The organism is Nocardioides zhouii, assembly GCF_004137345.1.
Lineage (GTDB): Bacteria > Actinomycetota > Actinomycetes > Propionibacteriales > Nocardioidaceae > Nocardioides > Nocardioides zhouii.
Genome location: NZ_SDWV01000018.1, coordinates 15020 through 34652, shown reverse-complemented (window position 1 = coordinate 34652; position 19633 = coordinate 15020). Strand labels below are relative to the sequence as shown.

18 protein-coding genes are annotated in these 19633 nt (G+C 70.9%); 10 read left to right on the top strand and 8 right to left on the bottom strand.

Features of this window, described 5'->3' with window-relative positions; all coding sequences use genetic code 11:
• Positions 1-12: 12 nt before the first annotated feature.
• On the bottom strand, positions 13-516 hold the full coding sequence (locus tag EUA94_RS16130; RefSeq protein WP_129427916.1) for a hypothetical protein: 504 nt from the start codon (positions 514-516) through the stop codon (positions 13-15).
• A gap of 27 nt (positions 517-543) precedes the next feature.
• A complete protein-coding gene (gene mmuM / locus EUA94_RS16125) occupies positions 544-1461 on the bottom strand; it encodes a homocysteine S-methyltransferase (protein WP_129427915.1) in 918 nt (305 codons plus the stop codon).
• 62 nt (positions 1462-1523) lie between these two features.
• Between mmuM and EUA94_RS16120 the strand changes: the two genes are divergently transcribed.
• Complete coding sequence (locus EUA94_RS16120) at positions 1524-2315, top strand: Fpg/Nei family DNA glycosylase (protein WP_129427914.1); 792 nt, start codon at positions 1524-1526, stop codon at positions 2313-2315.
• Positions 2316-2321: 6 nt separating this feature from the next.
• Here EUA94_RS16120 and EUA94_RS16115 read toward each other — a convergent pair whose 3' ends face one another.
• Entirely contained in the window at positions 2322-4691 is a 2370-nt protein-coding gene (locus tag EUA94_RS16115; protein WP_129427913.1) for an ATP-binding cassette domain-containing protein, read from the bottom strand.
• A 154-nt stretch (positions 4692-4845) separates the two neighbouring features.
• Between EUA94_RS16115 and EUA94_RS16110 the strand changes: the two genes are divergently transcribed.
• Together EUA94_RS16110 and EUA94_RS16105 are read left to right on the top strand one after the other, a co-directional pair.
• Positions 4846-5325, top strand: a complete 480-nt coding sequence (locus EUA94_RS16110) for a pyridoxamine 5'-phosphate oxidase family protein (RefSeq protein ID WP_129427912.1) — start codon at positions 4846-4848, stop codon at positions 5323-5325.
• A 13-nt stretch (positions 5326-5338) separates the two neighbouring features.
• The gene (locus EUA94_RS16105; RefSeq protein WP_129427911.1) at positions 5339-6142 is read left to right on the top strand and encodes an SRPBCC family protein; all 804 of its coding nucleotides are present in this window, start codon (positions 5339-5341) and stop codon (positions 6140-6142) included.
• Here EUA94_RS16105 and EUA94_RS16100 read toward each other — a convergent pair whose 3' ends face one another.
• A complete protein-coding gene (locus EUA94_RS16100; protein WP_129427910.1) occupies positions 6143-6736 on the bottom strand; it encodes a GNAT family N-acetyltransferase in 594 nt (197 codons plus the stop codon).
• 48 nt (positions 6737-6784) lie between these two features.
• On the opposite strand from EUA94_RS16100, the gene EUA94_RS16095 reads away from it, so the two are divergent.
• Entirely contained in the window at positions 6785-7405 is a 621-nt protein-coding gene (locus EUA94_RS16095; RefSeq protein ID WP_129427909.1) for a CG0192-related protein, read from the top strand.
• A 5-nt stretch (positions 7406-7410) separates the two neighbouring features.
• On the opposite strand, the gene EUA94_RS16090 is transcribed toward EUA94_RS16095, so the two are convergent.
• The 3 genes from EUA94_RS16090 to EUA94_RS16080 form a co-directional block, all read right to left on the bottom strand.
• Positions 7411-8520 (bottom strand): DNA glycosylase AlkZ-like family protein, encoded by a 1110-nt coding sequence (locus tag EUA94_RS16090; RefSeq protein WP_129427908.1) that lies wholly within the window; start codon positions 8518-8520, stop codon positions 7411-7413.
• Between the two features lie 358 nt (positions 8521-8878).
• Positions 8879-10684, bottom strand: coding sequence for an alkaline phosphatase D family protein (locus EUA94_RS16085; RefSeq protein WP_242494922.1), 1806 nt, complete (start codon positions 10682-10684; stop codon positions 8879-8881).
• Complete coding sequence (locus tag EUA94_RS16080; protein ID WP_129427907.1) at positions 10681-11697, bottom strand: zinc-dependent alcohol dehydrogenase family protein; 1017 nt, start codon at positions 11695-11697, stop codon at positions 10681-10683. Before EUA94_RS16080 ends, EUA94_RS16085 begins: the two co-directional genes overlap by 4 nt.
• A 90-nt stretch (positions 11698-11787) precedes the next feature.
• On the opposite strand from EUA94_RS16080, the gene EUA94_RS16075 reads away from it, so the two are divergent.
• From EUA94_RS16075 to EUA94_RS16065, 3 genes are all read left to right on the top strand, one after another.
• A complete protein-coding gene (locus EUA94_RS16075) occupies positions 11788-13299 on the top strand; it encodes a hypothetical protein (RefSeq protein WP_129427906.1) in 1512 nt (503 codons plus the stop codon).
• A gap of 81 nt (positions 13300-13380) precedes the next feature.
• Positions 13381-14781 (top strand): SGNH/GDSL hydrolase family protein, encoded by a 1401-nt coding sequence (locus tag EUA94_RS16070; RefSeq protein WP_165356932.1) that lies wholly within the window; start codon positions 13381-13383, stop codon positions 14779-14781.
• A gap of 59 nt (positions 14782-14840) precedes the next feature.
• On the top strand, positions 14841-16364 hold the full coding sequence (locus tag EUA94_RS16065) for a helix-turn-helix domain-containing protein (protein ID WP_129427904.1): 1524 nt from the start codon (positions 14841-14843) through the stop codon (positions 16362-16364).
• Between the two features lie 173 nt (positions 16365-16537).
• Here EUA94_RS16065 and EUA94_RS16060 read toward each other — a convergent pair whose 3' ends face one another.
• Complete coding sequence (locus EUA94_RS16060; RefSeq protein WP_129427903.1) at positions 16538-16798, bottom strand: zf-TFIIB domain-containing protein; 261 nt, start codon at positions 16796-16798, stop codon at positions 16538-16540.
• 35 nt (positions 16799-16833) lie between these two features.
• Here EUA94_RS16060 and EUA94_RS16055 point away from each other — a divergent pair, with 35 nt between their 5' ends.
• The 3 genes from EUA94_RS16055 (at position 16834) to EUA94_RS16045 (ending at position 19620) form a co-directional block, all read left to right on the top strand.
• Positions 16834-17637: a glycerophosphodiester phosphodiesterase family protein gene (locus EUA94_RS16055; RefSeq protein WP_129427902.1), complete on the top strand. Its 804-nt coding sequence runs from the start codon at positions 16834-16836 to the stop codon at positions 17635-17637.
• Complete coding sequence (locus EUA94_RS16050) at positions 17637-18998, top strand: MFS transporter (protein WP_129427901.1); 1362 nt, start codon at positions 17637-17639, stop codon at positions 18996-18998. The genes EUA94_RS16055 and EUA94_RS16050 overlap by 1 nt, the downstream gene beginning before the upstream one ends.
• Positions 18999-19239: 241 nt before the next feature.
• Positions 19240-19620 carry an RNA polymerase-binding protein RbpA gene (locus EUA94_RS16045; RefSeq protein WP_129427900.1) on the top strand — a complete coding sequence of 127 codons (381 nt, stop codon included), beginning with the start codon at positions 19240-19242 and terminating at the stop codon, positions 19618-19620.
• The last annotated feature ends 13 nt before the right edge of the window (positions 19621-19633 follow it).

The window sequence follows — 19633 nt, the reverse complement described above, 5'->3', positions numbered from 1 at the left end:
ATTCTCATGACGTCACGATCGGTCCGGGTCGTCCTCGTCGGCGCTCGAGACCATGAACTCCCAGACCAGTCCGTGGGCGATCAGCACGAGGAAGATCAGCAGGATCGCCTCGGCCTGGATCGGCTTGATCTGCAGGGGCGTCACGATCTCGGGGACGGCACCGACCACCGCGACCAGGGCATAGACGGCGACGACGACCCACTGGTGTCGCATCAGCGGCCCCTGGATGCCGGGTCGGGCCCTCGAGCGCCGCAGGAGCCGCATCGTCGACACGCCACCGATGACCGCGATCCCGACGAAGCTGACCCGCCAGATGGCCGGCGTCTCGGTGCCGCCGACCTGGGCGAACAGCCCCATCAGCGCCGGGAGCAGGAAGGACAGGTAGACACCGCCGACCACGGCGCGGTGGCCCGGGTCGCGCAGCCAGGCCTCGTGGCGCTGCACGACCGACCACCACAGGCCGAGCAGGGTGAAGCAGGTGGCGGAGAACAAGGCGTAGAAGGTCGTGACGTCCATGGCGCTCCTGGCAGGTTGCCGACCATGCTAGAGCGCGCGGCCGGCCTCCAGCACGTCTCGCAGCGCGGTGATGTCCTCCGGCGCGACGCGGCAGCAGCCGCCGACCAGACGGGCGCCGGCGAGGAGCCACGCCGCCACGTCTTCGGCGGAGAAGGCGGACGGGCCTTCCCACGCGCGGGTCTCGGCGTTCCAGGACTGGCCGGAGTTGGGGTAGACGACGGCTGCGCCGTGCGCGCCGGCCAGCGGCACGGCGTCCCGAGCATCGACGGGTGACGTGCAGTTGATGCCGATGGCGATCACCTCGGCGACGTCGGCCGCCATGTCGAAGGCCTCGCCCAGGTGCTCGCCGGCTCGCGTACGACCGGCCGCTGCGGACAGCGACAGCCAGGCGGGCACGCCGCTGCCGTCGAGCTCGGCGAGGACGGCCTCGACCTCGGCCAGGCACGGGATGGTCTCGATCGCGAGCACGTCGGCGCCCTCCCCCACCGTCGAGGCGAGGACGTCGAGGCGAGGCCGGTGGAAGGCGCGCAGGCCGGCGACGTCGAGGTCGTAGTCGCCTCGGTACTCCGAGCCGTCGGCCAGCACGGCGCCGTACGGACCGACGGACGCAGCGACCCAGGCACCGGGCGCGGCCTCGTCCCGGGCGGCTGCTGCGAGCGCCACGCTGCGCCGGAGGAGCAGCTCGACCTCGTCGCGGTCGACGCCGGTGGCGCCGAAGCCCTCGAAGGAGACCTGGTAGGACGCCGTCGTCGCGACCTCGGCGCCCGCGGCGAAGAACTCGCGGTGCGCCCGCTCGATCGCTGCCGGGTCGTCGCGCAGCAACCGCGCGGACCAGAGGTCGGACGACAGGTCGTGGCCGTGGCGCTCGAGCAGCGTGGCCAGCCCGCCGTCGAGGACGACGGGACGCTCGGCGATGGTGTCGCGGAGGGAGGCGTGAGGAGTCACGGGACGAGTCTGGCACCCGAGGGGTGTGCCCGCGCCTTGGTCTCGTCGGCAACGATCGCCGCGTGCCAGAGGGACACACGATCCATCGCCTCGCGCGCCGCCATGCCCGGCTGCTCGTGGGCCGGCCCGTGTCCGCCGACAGCCCGCAGGGCCGCTTCGAGGACGGCGCGCGGCTGCTCGACGGACGGGTCCTCGGGGCGACCGACGCGTGGGGCAAGCACCTCTTCCACCGCTACGACGACCTCTGGCTGCACGTCCACCTCGGCCTGTACGGGAAGTTCCGCGACGGCACCCTGCCGGCACCGCCCGCCGTCGGCGCCCTGCGGCTGCGGCTCGTCGGCGCCGGCCACTGGCTGGAGCTGCGCGGGCCTACGGCGTGCGAGGTCCTCACCACCGCGGAGCGCGCGGTCGTCCTCGCCCGGCTCGGCCCGGACCCGCTGCGCCGCAGGCCGGACGTCGAGGCGTTCGTGGCGCGCGTGCTGCGCAGCCGGGCGCCGATCGCCACCCTCCTGATGGACCAGTCGGTCGTGGCCGGCGTGGGCAACGTCTACCGGGCCGAGGTGCTGTTCCGGCAGCGGCTCGACCCGTACCGTCCGGGGCGCGACCACGACGCGGCAGTCCTGCATGCCCTGTGGGACGACCTCGTCGTCCTGCTGCGGGCCGGTGTCCGGGCGGGCCGCATCGTCACGACCCTGCCGGACGACCGCGAGCGCCCGGCGGGGCGGCCGCGCAGGGTCGACGCGCACTACGTCTACGGCCGCGCGGGCCTGCCGTGCCGCGTCTGTCGTTCGCCGGTGCTGGACGCCCAGATCGCCGCGCGGCGGCTGTTCTGGTGCGCGGTCTGCCAGGCCTGACCGCGCTCAGCCGCCGACGTACGCCGACAGGTGCTTGCCGGTCAGCGTCGGCTTCTTCGCCGACACCATGTCGGCCGGTGGACCCTCGAAGACGATCGTGCCGCCGTCGTGGCCGGCGCCCGGACCGATGTCGATGATCCAGTCCGCATGGGCCATCACGGCCTGGTGGTGCTCGATCACGATGACGGACTTGCCGGAGTCGACGAGGCGGTCGAGCAGGCCCAGCAGGTTCTCCACGTCGGCGAGGTGCAGGCCGGTCGTGGGCTCGTCGAGGATGTAGATGTCGCCCTTGTCCCCCATCTGCGTCGCGAGCTTGAGCCGCTGGCGCTCGCCGCCGGACAGCGTCGTGAGGGGCTGGCCGATCGACAGGTAACCCAGGCCGACGTCGACGAGCCGCTCGAGGATCTTCGCCGCGGCCGGGATCTTCGCCTCGCCGTCGCCGTTGCCGAAGTGCTCCAGTGCGCCGACGACCGACATCTCGTGCACCTCGGCGATGTCCTTGCCGCCGAGCGTGTAGTCCAGCACCTCGGCCTTGAAGCGACGGCCCTCGCACTCCTCGCACGGCGACTCGACGGTGGCCATCGGGCCCAGCTCGGTGAAGATCACGCCGGCGCCGTTGCAGGTCGAGCAGGCACCTTCTGAGTTGGCGCTGAAGAGTGCTGGCTTGACGCCGTTGGCCTTGGCGAACGCCTTGCGGATCGGCTCGAGCAGTCCGGTGTACGTCGCCGGGTTGCTGCGCCGCGAGCCTTTGATCGCGCCCTGGTCGATCACGATGACCTCGTCGCGACCGGCCAGCGAGCCGTGGATCAGCGAGCTCTTGCCCGAACCGGCCACCCCGGTGACGACGGTCAGCAGGCCGAGCGGCACGTCGACGTCGACGTCCTTGAGGTTGTGTGTCGACGCCCCCCGGACCTCCATCGCACCGGTGGACTCCCGTACGGCCTCCTTGAGCCGCGCCCGGTCGTCGAGGTGCTTGCCGGTGATCGTCCCGCTCGCGCGCAGGCCCTCGATGTCGCCCTCGAAGCAGATCGTGCCACCACCGGCGCCGGCACCCGGACCGATGTCGACGACGTGGTCGGCGATGGCGATGGTCTCCGGCTTGTGCTCGACGACGAGGACCGTGTTGCCCTTGTCGCGCAGCTGGAGGAGCAGGTTGTTCATCCGCTCGATGTCGTGCGGGTGCAGCCCGATGGTGGGCTCGTCGAAGACGTAGGTGACGTCGGTCAGCGACGACCCGAGGTGCCGGATCATCTTGGTCCGCTGGGCCTCCCCGCCCGAGAGCGTGCCCGCGGGGCGGTCGAGCGAGAGGTAGCCCAGGCCGATCTCGGAGAACGAGTCGAGCAGGTGCTGCAGTCCCTTCAGCAGCGGCGCCACCGACGGTTCCTTCAGCTTGCGCACCCAGTCGGCGAGGTCGCTGATCTGCATCTCGCACAGGTCGGCGATCGACTTGCCGCCGATCTTGGACTTCCGCGCCTCGGGCGTGAGCCGGGTGCCGTCACAGTCGGGACAGGTCTGGAAGGTCACCGCCCGGTCCACGAAGCGCCGGATGTGCGGCTGCATCGCCTCGGGGTCCTTGGACAGGATGGACTTCTGGATCTGCGGGATCATCCCGGTGAAGGTGAGGTTGATGCCCTCGACCTTGAGCTTGGTCGGCTCGGACCACAGCATCGTCTCGCGCTGCTTCTTGGTGAAGCTCTTGATGGGCTTGTCCATCGGCAGGCCCATGCCCTCGAACAGCCGGCCGTACCACCCGTCCATCGAGTAGCCGGGGACGGTCAGCGCGCCGTCGTTCAGCGACTTCTCGTCGTCGTACAAGGCGGTCAGGTCGATGTCGTTGACCTTGCCCATGCCCTCGCAGCGCGGGCACATGCCACCGAGGTAGACCTCCTGCTTGACCGTCTTCCGCTCGGTGTGGCCGGCCTTCTCGGTTGTCATCATCCCGCTCGCCTTGCGGGTCGGGACGTTGAAGGAGTACGCCGTCGGCGGGCCGACGAACGGGTCGCCGAGCCGGCTGAACAGGATCCGCAGCATCGCGTTGGCATCGGTCGCGGTGCCGACTGTCGACCGCGGGTTGGCGCCCATCCGCTCCTGGTCGACGATGATCGCCGTCGTCAGGCCCTCGAGGTGGTCGACATCGGGCCGGGCCAGCGACGGCATGAACCCCTGCACGAAGGCGCTGTAGGTCTCGTTGATCATCCGCTGCGACTCGGCCGCGATGGTCGCGAAGACCAGCGAGCTCTTGCCCGATCCGGAGACTCCCGTGAAGACGGTCAGCCGCCGCTTGGGCAGGTCGACGGACACGTCCTTGAGGTTGTTCTCCCGGGCTCCCTCGACCCGGATGAGCGCGTGGTCGTCGGCTGGGTGTGTGGTCGTCATCGTGTGCGTCTCCCCGTGTCCTGCGGCGACTGTCCCGTGTGCGTGCCGGTGGCAATCCTGCCAGTACGACGACCGGGCGCGCGCGAGTGTGACGGCCTCCCTCCCGCCCCTCGGGATGGGGCCCGGCGGAGGTCCCCCGTGCGAGGGTCGAGGCATGAACCACGACGACAAGACCGGGACCGTTGCCGAGATCGTGAAGGAGACCCGCATCGCGGTGCTGACCTACGTGTCGCTCGACGGCGCGCTCGTCTCCACGCCCATGGGCATGCAGGACTTCCAGGACCCGGGGACCACCTGGTTCCTCACGCAGCGCAGCAGCGACAAGGTCGGCGCGCTCGAGGCCGACCCGCGGGTCAACGTGTCGTACTCGAGCAAGGCCGGGTGGGTGTCGCTGTCAGGCACCGCCCACGTCAGCGACGACCGTGCCAAGCTCGAGGAGCTGTGGGACCCCTCCGCCAGCGCCTTCATGTCCGGCGGTCCGGAGGACCCCGACAACGTGCTGCTGCGCATCGACGGCAACACGGCCGAGTACTGGGAGTCCCCGGGCGCGATCGGGGTGGCGTTCCAGATGGCCAAGGGCCTGGTCACCGACAGTGAGCCCGACCTCGGTGACAACGACACCGTGAACCTCTGACAGGCTCGGGCCCATGCTCGTAGAAGCCCGTGGGCTCGCGTCCGCCGATGACGCCTGGCTCCGCTTCACCACCCCGGCGACCTGGTCGGTCTGGGCGCCGCTGATCCGCAGTGTCGAGGCGTCCGACGCCGAGCTGCGAGTCGGCACCACCGGACGTGTGAACGGACCGGCTGGCGTCTCCGTCGACTTCGAGGTGACCCACCTCGACCCGGAGCAGCGCACCTGGTCGTGGCGCACGGGCCGCGGCCCGGCCGAGGTCCACATGGACCACCACGTCGTCCCTGCTGCCGGTGGCGGCAGCCGCGCCTTCCTCCGCGTGCCGGGCCGCTCGGCGTCGCTGCTCCAGCCCTACCGCGTGCCGGCGCTCGCCGCCCTGCGCGGCCTGGTGCGGGACCGCAGCGGGCTGGGCGCCGCTGAGGAGCCGGTCGAGTCCTTCGACTTCGCCTTCACCCGGTCGTACGCCCTCGCCGGGCGCCCCTTCGGCATCACCACGAAGACGACCGGCGCCGAGGTCGGACCGCACTGGCTCTACGTGCGGTACGGGCCGTGGCGCCTGCTGACGCCGCGCAGCAACATCGCCTCGGCCGAGGTGAGCGGTGGCTTCTCCTTCGTGAAGACTGCCGGCCCGCCGCACCTGTCGTTCAGCGACCGCGGCGTCTCGTTCACCAGCAACGGCGACCGCGCGCTTTGCCTGAGGTTCCACGAGCCGGTGCCCGCGATCGACCCGACCGCGACGATCACCCACCCGGGCGCGACGTTGTCGGTGGCCGACCCCGAGGCGCTCGCCGCGACCCTCGCCATCCCGTACGGCGTCTAGTCAGGCCGGTGCGACCAGCTGGTGTCGCACCACGCGCCGCCGCAGCGTGGGCGAGGACACCACGTCGTACCCCGCATCGAGGAAGACCTGCAGGAGTCCCACAGAGGCCTCGTCCCAGATGACGGTCTTCCCCGGCGGTGGCTCGATCGGGTAGCCCTCGAGCACCCTGGCGCCGACCTGCGCGCCGTACTCGACGGTGGCGGCGGCGAGCTCGTACGTCAGGCCGGCCTGGCGCCAGCCCTTGCGCACCACGAAGCACGTGACCGACCAGACGCCCTCGAGCTCCGGGTCCATCCGCATCCAGGGCTGCTTCCGGGCCCACAGCCGGGGGTAGTTCTCGCGCGGCTCGACCGCGACCCAGCCGGCCGCCTCGCCGTCGACGTACCCGATCAGTCCGGACGTCGGGCCCGCGGTGCCGCACGCGGTCTGCTCGACCAGCGCGACGTCACGCTGCTCCTGGGTGGTGTCGCGCCAGATCCAGCCGGGCACCTTCATCGCCTGGCACCGGCACTTGGCGGCTCCGCTCGTGGCGAAGACCGCCTCGACGTCCTCCGCCGTCGCCTGGTTGGCAGGGACCCAGGTGAACTCCGGCATGCGGCGACACTACGACTCGATCCCGGATCCGCGCCCTAGGCTCGCGCCATGGGAATCGTCCACCGGGCCACGCTGTCGCCGTCCAAGCAGGAGATCGTGGAGGGCTGGCTGCCCAGCCGGTCATGGGCCGCAGGTCGCACGATCGTCGAGAAGGTCGCGGAGTACCGCCTCGACGACCCCGACGGCGAGGTGGGCGTCGAGACCATCCTGTGGCGCACCGACGACGGAGCGGTGCTCCAGACACCGCTCACCTACCGGGCCGAGCCGCTGGCCGGCGCCGAGGCGCACCTGATCACCACCACGCAGCACTCGGTGCTCGGCGAGCGATGGGTGTACGACGGGTGCGGCGACCCGGTATGGGCCACGACGCTCGCGGCCGCGATCGCCACCGGCGGGCGGCAGTCGCAGATGTACGTCGAGGACGAGGGCCGGCGCGTCGACATCCCGGCGCGGATGCAGGTGCGCGGGAGCGACGGCGAGTCGTCCGGACCTGCAGTGACGACCATCGACGCGACGAACGACGACGGCGACGTCACGACCGTGCGTGCCCCCGGCGTCGAGCTCGTCCTGGCCCGCGTCGTCGGCGCCCCTCTGGGCGAAGGTGCTCACCTCAGCGGAACGGTCGGCGACGGTGCGAGCACCGTGCTCGCTGTCCTCCGGCTGACCTGACGCCGTCAGGCCCGCGCGACCTGCAGGCCCAGCCACTCCCCCAGCGACTCGAGCTCACGGTCGACCCGCGCGCGACGTCGGGCCGACCAGTCGCCGTCCTCGTGCACGGCGTCGACGACCAGCACTCCCGCCTCCCGGTCGGCGGTGGCGTCGACCTTGCCGACCAGCTCGTCGCCGTCGAGGACCGGCATCGCCCAGTAGCCCCACTGGCGCGCGGCCGCGGGCTTGTACATCTCCAGCTGGTAGTCGAACGCGAAGAGGTCCTCCATCCGCTTGCGGTCGAAGACCAGCCGGTCGACGGGCGAGAGGATCGCCGTACGCCCCTCGAACGCGTCGTCCAGTAGCGGCGGGTCCACCCGCCACGCACCGCGTACGCCCTCGACCCGGGCGGGCTCGCCGACGTCGCGTACGTCGTAGGGCTCGTGCCACGCCTCGAGGGCGCGAGGGCGGGCGAGTCCCAGCGCGCGGAGGCGTCGCGCCGCCATCGCCCGGTGCGCCTCCTCGCCCGGCACGGTCGGGTCGCCGGGGTGGATCCGCTCGGCCAGGTCCCACCGGCGCTCACGACCCTCGCGGGAGGCGACGGCGACCTCGCCTCGCTGCTCCATGCACTCGAGCAGCTTCATCACGTTCTTGTCGTTGGTCCAGCCGCTCGAGCGCCACGGCACCTCGCAGGTGTCGGGGACGTCGCGTGCGGCGGTGGGTCCGTCGGCGCGTAGCATCGCGAGAATCTCGCGGCGACACCCGTCGTTGGCGGCGACCCAGTCGGCGAGGTCCTCCTGCCACTCCCGCAGCGGCGGCACGCCGGGCCAGGCGTCCATGTCGGCCCGCAGGAGGGCGATGTCCTCGCTGGGACGCAGCATCGCGTGGTGCTCGACCAGCGCGCCGTTGCCGAGCAGCTCGTCGAGGTCGTCGGTGTCGTAGGCGGTTCCGAGGCGCGTCCAGAGGGCGAGGTCCGCGTGGTGCGCGACGACCCGCGTCAGGTCGACCTGCAGGAACCCGAGGTGTCGCACGACGTCCAGCGCGTCCGTGGGCGGGTCGGCGTCCAGCAGCTGGGCCCGTACGGCGATCCGGCGGGCCTGCTGCCGCGACAGCTCGTGACCCAACGCCTGTGCCATGCGCCGATCCTAGGTCGAGCGCCGACCGGGCTGGACCACCACGGCCCAGGACGGCAGGAGGGCCATCAGCGCCTGACCCGAACGGATCATTCCCTCACGAAATCGGTCAGATCTCGTCAATCGGCCCAGATGCTCCGTCATGCGGTGCCACGCTCGACGTCTCAGCAGCAACAAGCGGGCACCGCCCGGATCGCAACACGGCAACAGCAAGTGGGGAGCACGGCCATGTGGGACACCGTCGAGACGAACTCGGTGCACCTGTCGCACGATCTTCCGTGCACAGGCTGCGGGCACGCCGTCCACACCTACCTGCCCTGCTCGGACACCTGCGACTGCGCGAGCGGTCGCGACCGGCTGCTCAGCGCTGTCTGACCCGGTCCACGACCTTGTCGCGGTAGCGGCGCTTGATCCCGCGACCGAACCGCTGGCGCACCTTCTCGTGCGCCGGAGGCCGGCCGTGCTCGTCCAGCTCGTAGCTGGCCACCTTGGCCAGCCGCGGCCGCTCGTGGTCGTCGATCACCTCGCCGGTGACCCACCACATCTTCAGGCTCGGCCCGGTCACCGTCAGGCAGGCCAGGTTGTTGTCGAACCACGGGCCCTCGGCGTAGCGCCACGTGAGCGGCGCGTCCGCCACGTGGGTCGACTTCGACGCCAGACGCCCGATCGGCCCGGCGACGCCGTACGACAGCACGGCGGTCGCGAACCGCATGTTGCGCGACAACGGGTTGCGGATCGGTGAGCAGACGGCCTGCAGGATGGTCGACCGCATCGGCCGGCCACCGTCGGCCGGCTCGGCCTCGCTGACGTAGCTGTGGTGCACGTCGCCGGACAGGAAGGTGACCGTCGAGGGCGCGCGACCCCGCTCCCCCGCGGCGACCTCCATCGCCTGGTGCGCCACCGCCTGGAAGCTGTTCTGGAAGGCACCCCAGTGCTCGAGGTCCACCACCTGCCGCAGCTTCTCGCCCAGCCGGCCCCCACGGTCGCCCCACGCTCCCCCCGCCAGCGCCTCGCTGAAGGCCTCGAGGTGGTGGAGGCCGCGAGCGAGCAGGAAGGGCAGCGAGGTGCCGATGAGCAGGTGGTCCACGTCGCCGCGCAGCTGCTCGTCCAGCCAGGCCGCCTCGTCGGCGTCGAGCAGCGCCCGGTCGTCCGGATCGAGCTGTCGGGCCGCACGCGAGTCGACGACGACCAGTCGGACCTGGGTGTCGAACTCTCGCGTGTAGCTCCACCGGTAGGTCTGCGGCTCCTCGTCGACCCGTTCGGCGAAGGCGTCGATGATCGGGCCGAAGTCGTATCCGTCGTCGCCCGCGTGCGCCAGCACCTGGGCGTACAGCTCGTCCTGCCGGCGCTCGGCGGGCGACATGTTGCCGAGGTGCTGGTAGACCCAGTAGGACCCGAGCCCCGCGACGATGCGGCCGTGCCACCACGAGGTCGACTCCATCTCGCGGCGCCACTCCTGCGAGGTGTTCCAGTCGTCGCGGATGTCGTGGTCGTCGAAGATCATCGCGCTCGGCACCGTCGACAACAGCCAGCGGTTGGCGGGGTCGGACCATGCCAAGGCGTAGAGGTGCGCGTACTCCTCGTAGTCCTGCAGCTCCGTCCACGGCGGCGCCTCGATGTCGCGGCGCGACTCGATGAAGGCGCGCATCTCGTCGGTGGTCTCGTCGGCGTAGACCTGGTCGCCGAGGAAGAGCACGAGGTCGGGCAGCCGCTCCGGGGACAGGTCGGGATCGTCCTCGTCGGCGGCCGGCACCAGGTCGGCCGACCGCAGCGCCCAGGCGCGGAGCGCGTCCACGCCATGGGTGCCGTTGCCCGCGGCGTCGTGGGACACCGACGTCCGGCACGAGCCGAAGGCCATGCTCAGCGGACGGCCGTCCTCGAGGGTGGCGATCACCGATGCCGGGAACGGTGAGTCCAGCTCCGGCCACACCTGCTCGCCGTCGACGGCCACGGTGTAGGACTGCGTGCTGCCGGGCTCCAGGCCGTCGAGCTCGACGAGCGCGTAGTGGTGACCGTGGACGACGAACGTACGGGCGCTCGCGGAGTCGCCGCCCCGGTCCACGGTGACCAGACCCGGCTCGCGGGTCTCCACCCACACGGAGGCTGAGGTGTCGTCGACGTAGCGCAGCAGCGGGCCCAGGACCAGGCGGTCGTTCTCGGCGCTCACGGCTGCAGCAGGACCTTGATCGCGCGGCGCTCGTCCATCGCGCGGTAGCCCTCGGCGGACTCCGACATCGGCAGGGTCAGGTCGAACACCTTGCCGGGGTCGATCGCACCGGAGAGCACCCGCTCGAGCAGGTCGGGGAGGTAGCGGCGTACGGGCGCCATGCCGCCCGCCAGGCCGACGTTCTTCTGGAACATCCGGCGTACGGGCAGCTCGACGCCGTGGGGCACGCCGACGAACCCGACCGTCGAGCCGGGGCGGGCGATGGCGAAGGCGGTCTTCATCGACTCGTCGGTGCCGACGCACTCGAGGACCGCGTCCGCGCCCACGCCGCTGGTGAGGTCGGCGATCCGGGCGCCACCCTCCTTGCCGCGCTCGGCGACGATGTCGGTCGCGCCGAACGCGCGGGCGATCTCCTGCCGGGGCTCGTGGCGCGACATCGCGATCACCCGCTCGGCGCCGAGCTGGGCCGCGGCCAGCACACCGCACAGCCCGACCGCGCCGTCGCCGATCACGACGGCGGTCCCGCCGGGCTTCACGCCAGCCGCCACGGCAGCGTGCCAGCCGGTGGCCATGACGTCGGACAGCGTGAGCAGCGACGGGATCAGTGCGTCGTCGGGCCTGCCGTCGGTCTTCACCAGGCTGCCGTCGGCCTGGGTGACCCGGGAGTACTCGCCCTGGCCGCTCGCGGTGAAGCCGAGGTTGTCGCAGACCGACTGCACGCCCGCGGTGCAGTGGGCGCACGTGTTGTCGCAGTGGCAGAAGGGCACGATGACGAAGTCGCCGGGCTTGAAGTCCTTGACCGCGCTGCCGACCTCTTCGACCACGCCGACGCACTCGTGGCCGATCGTCGCGCCGCTGTCGATGTCGTTGGCGCCGCGGTAGGGCCAGAGGTCGGACCCGCAGATGCAACCGGCGACCACCTTGACGATCGCGTCGGTGGCCTCCTCGATCACCGGGTCCGGGACCTCCTCGAAGCGGATGTCGCCGGGCGCGTGGATGGTGGTTGCTCGCATGTCAGCGATCCTGCCACGGACGTGTGGCAACCTTTTCGCCCGGAGGTGCGTCTCCTCCGCGACAGCGCCGAGTCCGCAGGGGAGCACCACATGCCGCACCGCTCGCTGGCCGCCCTCGCGGGTCTCGTCCTCACCGCCGGTACGACGTGGCTGGTCGCCGCGCCCGTCCAGGCCGCGGCTCCCACGACGTGCCAGGGCAAGCCGGTGACGATCGTGGCCACCAGGACCGTCACGGTCGGCACCGAGGGTGACGACGTCGTCGCGATGGAACCCGGTGGCTGGACCCGCTTCGATGCGCTGGGCGGCAACGACACCGTGTGCCTGGCGCTCCCGGCCGAGATCACCACCGACCACTACGGCGGTCGTGATCGGATCGCGAGTGTCGACGCAGGCGCAGGGGACGACACCGTGGTCAACCTGATGCCGGTGAGCGCGTCGGTGTCTCGCACCACGGTGGTTCTGGGCCTCGGCAGCGACACCTTCAAGGGCGCAGACGTGGGCGAGGTGGTCCATGCCGAGGCGCTGGGCTACGGCGGGCTGCCGGCCGCGGACCCGGCGATGACCGGACCGCAGCGCGACGTGGTCACCGGCGTGGCCGAGGTCTGGAGCACCGCGCCGGTCGACGGCCCCAACACCGACCGCATCACGTTCGGCAGCCACGCGGCCCGCGCCGTCATCGACGGCCGCATGTCCGGCGACGGGCTCCTCGACGTCTCGGCAGCGCCGGAGGCGACCCTCGTGCTGCCCAGCCCCGACCGCCTGCGCCCGGTCACCTACGGCGGGGTGCTCGTGGACAACCAGGCACGTCAGGTCGTCGCCGGCTTCCCGACGCTGACGTGGGTGGGTGACTTCCAGAGCTTCGAGATCGGCTCCCCCACCCGCGTGCTGGGCGCCGCGGTCTCGTTCCTCGGCAGTGACGCGGCCGATTTCGTGTACTTCAAGGACACCAACGTCGGGGACGTTGCCCTCGGCGGAGGCGACGACTACCTCTCCGTGCAGGGACTCAGCCTCGCCGAGCTGCCGGACTCCTCGGTCGGCGGACCGGGGCGCGACACCGCGTACCTCGAGGTGCCGTGCCAGGAGCGCCTGGTGGTCCGTCTCGATGACATGGCGTCATGCGACGGCAGGTCCGGAACGTTCACGGGCTTCGAGGTGGTGGGCGCCGGGAACGACGGGCCGGACGTCGCCACCACCCTCGTCGGGACCGCCCGGAGCGACGATCTGCGCGCGTACGGGAACAAGGCCGTGGTCGTGGTGGGCGGCGGCGGCTCGGACCAGATCTTCGGGGGTGCCCCAGTCGTCCGCGTACGTGCGGGCGGCGGCGCCGACCGCGTCATCGCCCGCGGCCTCGACGTCGTGGTGCGAGGTCAGGCCGGCCCCGACCGCGTCGAGCTGGTGGCGGACCGAGGTGCTCTCGAGAGCGGCGTGGGGCACCGCCAGCGAGTGGCCCTGGGCGGCCCGGGCGCTGATCGGCTCACCGGCGCGGCGGACCGGTTCGCCGACCGGCTGGTCGGCGGCGCGGGCAGGGACCGGGCAGACGGCGGGAAGGGCCGACGTGACTATTGCACGGCCGAGGTGACCCGCGGCTGCGAGCGTCCCTGACCCGGCTGCCACGGCGATCGGCAGCCAACTCACCCCTGCGGGGCCGTGACGTACGGCATCCGGCCGTCGTTGACTGTCGATGTGATCCGCTCCCTGACTTCGCTCGCCCTCGTCCTCGTCGCAGCGTCCGTGCCCGCGGCCCAGGCGGCACCCGCCGCTGCGGGGCAGCCCATCGACGTGTTGGTGATCGGCGACTCCTACTCGGCAGGCAACGGCGCCAGCGGCACGACGTACGGTCCGGCGGGGTGCTACCGCAACAGCACCCACTGGGGCGAGAGGTACGCCGCCGGGCTGCGCGACAAGGGCTACGCGGTCACCCTGACGAACCACGCCTGCAGCGGCGGTCGTACGCCTGACGTGCACACGCCGCGGCCGATGGACACCCAGTCCAACCGCACGACTCCTGCGCCCGCCGGCGTGACGACCACGGCCCAGGCCGACGCCCACCTCGCTGCCACCGACCCGTGCAACGCCGGCACGTTCCCCGCCGAGGAGTTCTGGACCTACCGCGCCACGTCGGTCCTCGCCGGCACGATCGTCTACGACTGCACGCGCACCCTTCGTCCGCAGGCCGACTTCGTCACCCCCGAGACCGACCTCGTGGTCTTCACGATGGGCGGCAACGACGCAGGCTTCAGCACGATCGTGCAGGGCTGCTTCGTGGTCGCCACCCGCACCGCCGATGCGTGCCGCACCTCGGTCGACGCCGCCCGGGCCCTGATCCCCGCCATCAAGCAGCGGCTCATCGACGACGTCGCTGCCCTGCGCGCCCACGGCCTGCGCTCGGACGCGAAGATTGTCCAGCTCGGCTACCCGTTCCTCCAGGTCGACAACGGGTTCTCGCTGCTCGATCTCCCCACGCCCTACCCGGCTGGTGACGAGGTGCGTCGCCTCATCACGGACGCCACGGCGCAGCTCGCGACCGTGCCGGCCGTGGTGAACGCCAGCAACCCCGGCCTGATGACCTTCGTCGACGGGGTGACGGCGAAGTTCGCCGGCCACGAGCCGGATGCCCAGACGACGAACCCGCAGACCTGGATCAAGGAAGCGCTGAGCGGCCCCGACACCAACGTCTGGTACCACCCCAACGACGCCGGCCAGGCCGCGTACTCGGAGCTCCTCCTCGCGCGGGGGACGTTCGGGGCGGGCGGGACCACCGCGACTCCCCCGGCACCGACGGCCACCCTCCGCGTACGTCCCACCCGGCGCGCCTTCGATGCCGGCCGACCCGTGCGCCTCAAGGTCGCCGTACGCCTCTCCGACGGCACCAGGCCCGCCGGTCGGGTCGTCGTACGCCGCGCGCACCACCGCAAGGTGCTCGAGCGGCGGCGGCTGACCGTCGCCCGCGACGGACGCCTCCGGGTGCGCGTCGACGGACTCGGTGCGGGGCGCCACGTGCTGGTCGTCACCTACCGCGACCGGACCGCTCCCCGCGTCCGCGACCGCGTCCGGGTGAGGCTCCTCACGCGCGACGCTCGCTGATCCCGGGACCCCCGATCGGGTGGATGGCTTTATCTCATATTTGAGATACCGTGATTCGCATGGCTGACTACAAGGGACGGATCGGCAACCTGATCCGCGACGCACGCAAGCACCGGGGCCTCACGCAGCACCAGCTCGCCGAGCTGCTCGGCACCAGCCAGAGTGCGATCAACCGGATCGAGAAGGGCCACCAGAACCTCTCCCTCGAGATGCTCGCGCGCATCGGCGCGGCCCTCGACTCCGAGATCGTCGCCCTCGGCGCCGGCCCCACCCACCTGCGCGTCGACGGCCCCACCACGCTGTCCGGCTCGATCGACGTCAAGACCTCCAAGAACGCCGGAGTCGCGCTGCTGTGCGCCTCGCTGCTCAACAAGGGACGTACGACGCTGCGCAAGGTCGCCCGGATCGAGGAGGTCAACCGGCTGCTCGAGGTGCTGAACTCCCTCGGCGTCGCGACCCGCTGGATCGGCGACGAGAACGACCTCGAGATCATCCCGCCCGCCGAGCTCAACCTCACGGCCATCGACGAGGCAGCGGCGCGACGCACCCGCTCGGTGATCATGTTCCTCGGCCCGCTGCTGCACCGCTACGAGCAGTTCGACCTCCCCTACGCCGGTGGCTGCAACCTCGGCGAGCGCACGGTCGAGCCGCACATGTCGGCGCTGCGCCCGTTCGGGCTCGACGTCAAGGCCACCGACGGCAGCTACCACGCGAGCGTCAACCGGGCCATCGAGCCGACTCGTCCGATCGTGCTGACCGAGCGCGGCGACACGGTCACCGAGAACGCGCTGATGGCTGCCGCGCTCCACCCGGGCACCACCGTGATCCGCAACGCGTCGTCCAACTACATGGTCCAGGACCTCTGCTTCTACCTGCAGCGACTCGGTGTCGAGGTCGAGGGCATCGGCACCACCACCCTGCGGGTCACCGGCAAGGCGTCGATCGACGTCGACGTCGACTACTCCCCCTCCGAGGACCCGATCGAGGCGATGTCGCTGCTCGCGGCGGCCATCGTGACGAAGTCCGAGATCACCATCCGCCGGGTGCCCATCGAGTTCCTCGAGATCGAGCTCGCCACGCTGGAGGAGATGGGCTTCCGCTACGACCGGTCGGACGAGTACGTCGCCAACAACGGCGAGACCCGCCTGGTCGACCTCACCACGTACCCCTCCGAGCTGCGGGCGCCGCTCGACAAGATCCACCCGATGCCGTTCCCCGGCCTCAACATCGACAACCTGCCCTTCTTCGCCGTCATCGCGGCGGTCGCGGAGGGCCAGACCCTGCTGCACGACTGGGTGTACGAGAACCGCGCGATCTACCTCACCGAGCTCAACAAGCTCGGTGCCCAGGTCAAGCTGCTCGACCCGCACCGGGTGCTCGTCGACGGCCCGACCCACTTCTCCGGCGCGGAGATCGTCTGCCCGCCTGCGCTGCGCCCGGCAGTCGTTCTGCTGATCGCGATGCTCGCGTCCAAGGGCCGCAGCGTGCTGCGCTCGACGTACGTCATCCACCGCGGCTACGAGGACCTCGCCGAGCGGCTCAACGAGCTCGGCGCCAACATCGAGACGTTCCGGGACATCTGAGACACGCAGCAGGGCGCGCTTGCGCGCACTGCGTTGCGTGGCCAGATCGAGTGGGCCCCGCGGCTGAGGTGCGAAGCCGCGCATGGGCCGTATCGAGATCTCACCTTCGAGGTGGGTCTCGATACGCCTCGCTCGTTCCTCACTCGGCTACTCGACCAGCGAGGGGGCGAGGGTCAGTTGAAGAGTGTCTCCACCCAGGCGCGGGACACCCGGCCGGTGGAGGGCGGGGCGGTCATGTCGGCGGTGATGCGGGGCATGGGCGCGGTGTGCTGACCGGCGTTGCGGTGCCAGTCGGTCTCGGCCTCGATCAGGACGCCGAGGTCGACGCGGGCGAGGAACACGCCGTGCCCCTCGGGGCACTGGTTGACGGTGGCCTCACCGAGCCTGCGCTCGTCCATCTCTGCGCTGCACTGGGGACAGGTGATGCTCTCCATCCCCCGAAGGTACTCCTCAGCCCCATACTTCTGCCGTGAACTCACCGCACTACCTCGACTCGCCCCGCCCGCTGGCTTTTGCCCACCGTGGTGGCGCCTACCACCCCGAGATCGAGGGCCTGGAGAACACGATGGCGGCCTTCACGCACGCCGTGGACCTCGGCTACACCTACCTCGAGACCGACGTCCACGTCACGAGCGACGGCGTGCTGCTCGCGTTCCACGACACGGTGCTGGACCGGGTCACCGACCGGACCGGCAGCATCGCCGACACCACCTACGACGAGGTGCAGCAGGCGCTCATCGGCGGCCGCGAGCCGGTGCCGACGCTCGCCGAGCTCTTCGACGCCTTCCCCGGTGCCCGCTTCAACATCGACCTGAAGTCCGAGGGCTCGGTGGAGGCGCTGGCCGCCTTCATCGAGGAGCGCCAGGCGTGGCACCGGGTGCTGGTCGGGTCGTTCTCAGGCCGGCGGATGGGCGCCTTCCGGAGACGTACGGCCGGCCGGGTCGCCACCTCGGCCCACCCCCTCGAGGTGGTGGCCTTCGTCCTGTCGCCGAGCGCCCGACTGGCCCGGTTGCTGACGCGGGGCCGGCCGCTCGCGCTCCAGGTGCCGCATCGTCGGGGTCGCTTCGTGGTGGTGTCGCCCGGGCTCGTACGCCGTGCGCATGCGGCCGGCGTGCAGGTGCACGTCTGGACCATCGACGACCCAATTGAGATGAACACCCTCCTGGACCGTGGTGTCGACGGCATCATGACCGATCGCACGGACATACTCAGGGACGTGCTCCGCGATCGCGGACAGTGGCACGGCTCCGAGCCGGCTCCGGAAGGTGACTGATGACCGACATCGACGGCGGGATCGCCAACCTCAGACCACTCGCCCAGGCCGAGGAGCAAAAGGCCTGGTACTGGTACGACTGGGCCAACAGCGCGTACACGACCACCATCGGCACGGTCTTCTTCGGGCCCTACTTCATCAGCTTGGCCGAGAACGCCGTGGGCGGCGAGGAGGGGCGCTTCGACGTCGGCCCGTTCACGCTGCCGCCGGACTCGCTGTTCTTCTGGCTCATCACCGTGTCCACGATCCTGTCCGCGGTGATCCTGCCGCCCCTGGGCGCGTACGCCGACCGGGTCGCCAACAAGAAGCGCCTGCTCGCGACGCTGGCGTGGACCGGCTCGTTCTTCGCCGCGCTGATCTTCTTCGCGACCGGCGACAACTGGCTGCTCGCCGCCGTGGGCATCGTGTTCGGCAACCTGTTCTTCGGCGCCGCTGGCGTCGTCAACGACTCGATCCTGCCGCTGATCTCGGACGAGAACGACCGCGACCGGGTCTCCTCGCGCGGGTGGGCCTTCGGCTACCTCGGTGGCGGCCTCCTGCTCGTGATCAACCTCGGCGTCTACCTCGGCCGCGACGCGATCGGCCTCGACGAGGGCCTGGCCGCGCGCCTGTGCATGCTCTCGGCCGCCGCGTGGTGGGCCGGCTTCACGTTCATCCCGTACCTGCGCCTCAAGGACCACCCCCCGGTCGACGTCGAGCAGGTCGAGGGCACCGCCCTGCGGCGCAGCTTCGGCCAGCTGGCGGCGACGCTGCGCGACATGCGCAACTATCCGATGGCGCTCACGTTCCTGTTCGCGTACCTGTTCTTCAACGACGGCATCCAGACCGTCATCGCCTCGGCCTCGGTCTTCGGCTCCGAGGAGCTCGGCCACTCCCAGACGATCCTGATCGCCACGATCCTGATGGTGCAGTTCGTCGCCTTCGGCGGTGCCCTGCTCTTCGGCCGGCTGGCCGCCCGCTGGGGCGCGAAGCAGTCGATCCTGTTCGGGCTCGGCATCTGGTGCGTCATCGTGACGGTCGCCCTGTTCCTGCCCGCGGGCAACGTGCCGTTCTTCCTCATCCTCGGAGCTGCGATCGGCGTCGTCCTCGGCGGCACCCAGGCCCTGGCGCGGTCGTACTTCTCCCTCCTGATCCCGCGTGGCAAGGAGGCGGAGTACTTCAGCTTCTACCACGCGATGGACAGAGGAACGTCCTGGTTCGGCACCGCCACCTTCGGCATCGTCCTGGCGGTGACGGACTCCTACCGACCGGCGATCTTCGCGCTGATCGTGTTCTTCGTCGTCGGTGGCCTGCTGCTGACCCGGGTCGACACCGAGCGCGGGATCCGCGAGGCCGGCAACGACGTACCGCGGGTGATCTGACCCACACGTTTTCTGCGGCGTAACCGCGGCGCACTGCACCCTTGAGGGTGAAGTTCACCCCGCCTGAGCGGCCTGTCCACGCTCAGCGAATCCGTGGAATGTGGGCTGCCCCGCTACGGTTGAAAGATCATAGAGGCGGGCCGCGCCGTCACGAGCGGCGTCACGGATCACCGTTTGGTCCGTCTCACCTTTACCCGAAACACAACAACGGGTGTCAGCAACCCAAACGGAGGTGGGCACGGTGGCGGAGCGCACACTGCGTGGCGCGAGGCTCGGCGGCCAGAGCTTTGAGGACGAGCGAGGCATCGAGTTCGCTGCTCGTCAGCAGGTCGGCTACCTGTGCAAGCAGGGCCATGAGTTCGAGGTCACGATGTCGGTCGAGGCCGACATCCCGGCCAACTGGGAGTGTCCCCGTTGTGGGGCGGAGGCACTCAGCACCGCCGGCATCCTGCCGGAGGCCAAGGTGGAGAAGCCGGCTCGTACGCACTGGGACATGCTCCTGGAGCGTCGCTCGGAGAAGGAGCTCGAGGACATCCTCAAGGAGCGCCTCGAGCTGCTGCGCGGCGGAGCGATCGGCCCCGCGCACCTGCACCGGGCCAACCGCAAGAAGCGGGTCTCCTGAGCCTTCCGGCTCA

Bases quoted from the DNA above. Each gene is read 5' to 3' on its own strand.
- EUA94_RS16100 (WP_129427910.1), bottom strand. From the start codon at position 6,736: ATGCCGGAGTTCACCTGGGTCCCTGCCAACCAGGCGACGGCGGAGGAC.
- EUA94_RS16060 (WP_129427903.1), bottom strand. From the start codon at position 16,798: ATGGAGAGCATCACCTGTCCCCAGTGCAGCGCAGAGATGGACGAGCGC.
- EUA94_RS16105 (WP_129427911.1), top strand. From the start codon at position 5,339: ATGCTCGTAGAAGCCCGTGGGCTCGCGTCCGCCGATGACGCCTGGCTC.
- EUA94_RS16090 (WP_129427908.1), bottom strand. From the start codon at position 8,520: ATGGCACAGGCGTTGGGTCACGAGCTGTCGCGGCAGCAGGCCCGCCGG.
- EUA94_RS16110 (WP_129427912.1), top strand. From the start codon at position 4,846: ATGAACCACGACGACAAGACCGGGACCGTTGCCGAGATCGTGAAGGAG.
- EUA94_RS16075 (WP_129427906.1), top strand. From the start codon at position 11,788: ATGCCGCACCGCTCGCTGGCCGCCCTCGCGGGTCTCGTCCTCACCGCC.
- EUA94_RS16130 (WP_129427916.1), bottom strand. From the start codon at position 516: ATGGACGTCACGACCTTCTACGCCTTGTTCTCCGCCACCTGCTTCACC.
- EUA94_RS16065 (WP_129427904.1), top strand. From the start codon at position 14,841: ATGGCTGACTACAAGGGACGGATCGGCAACCTGATCCGCGACGCACGC.
- EUA94_RS16115 (WP_129427913.1), bottom strand. From the start codon at position 4,691: ATGACGACCACACACCCAGCCGACGACCACGCGCTCATCCGGGTCGAG.
- EUA94_RS16080 (WP_129427907.1), bottom strand. From the start codon at position 11,697: ATGCGAGCAACCACCATCCACGCGCCCGGCGACATCCGCTTCGAGGAG.
- EUA94_RS16050 (WP_129427901.1), top strand. From the start codon at position 17,637: ATGACCGACATCGACGGCGGGATCGCCAACCTCAGACCACTCGCCCAG.
- EUA94_RS16095 (WP_129427909.1), top strand. From the start codon at position 6,785: ATGGGAATCGTCCACCGGGCCACGCTGTCGCCGTCCAAGCAGGAGATC.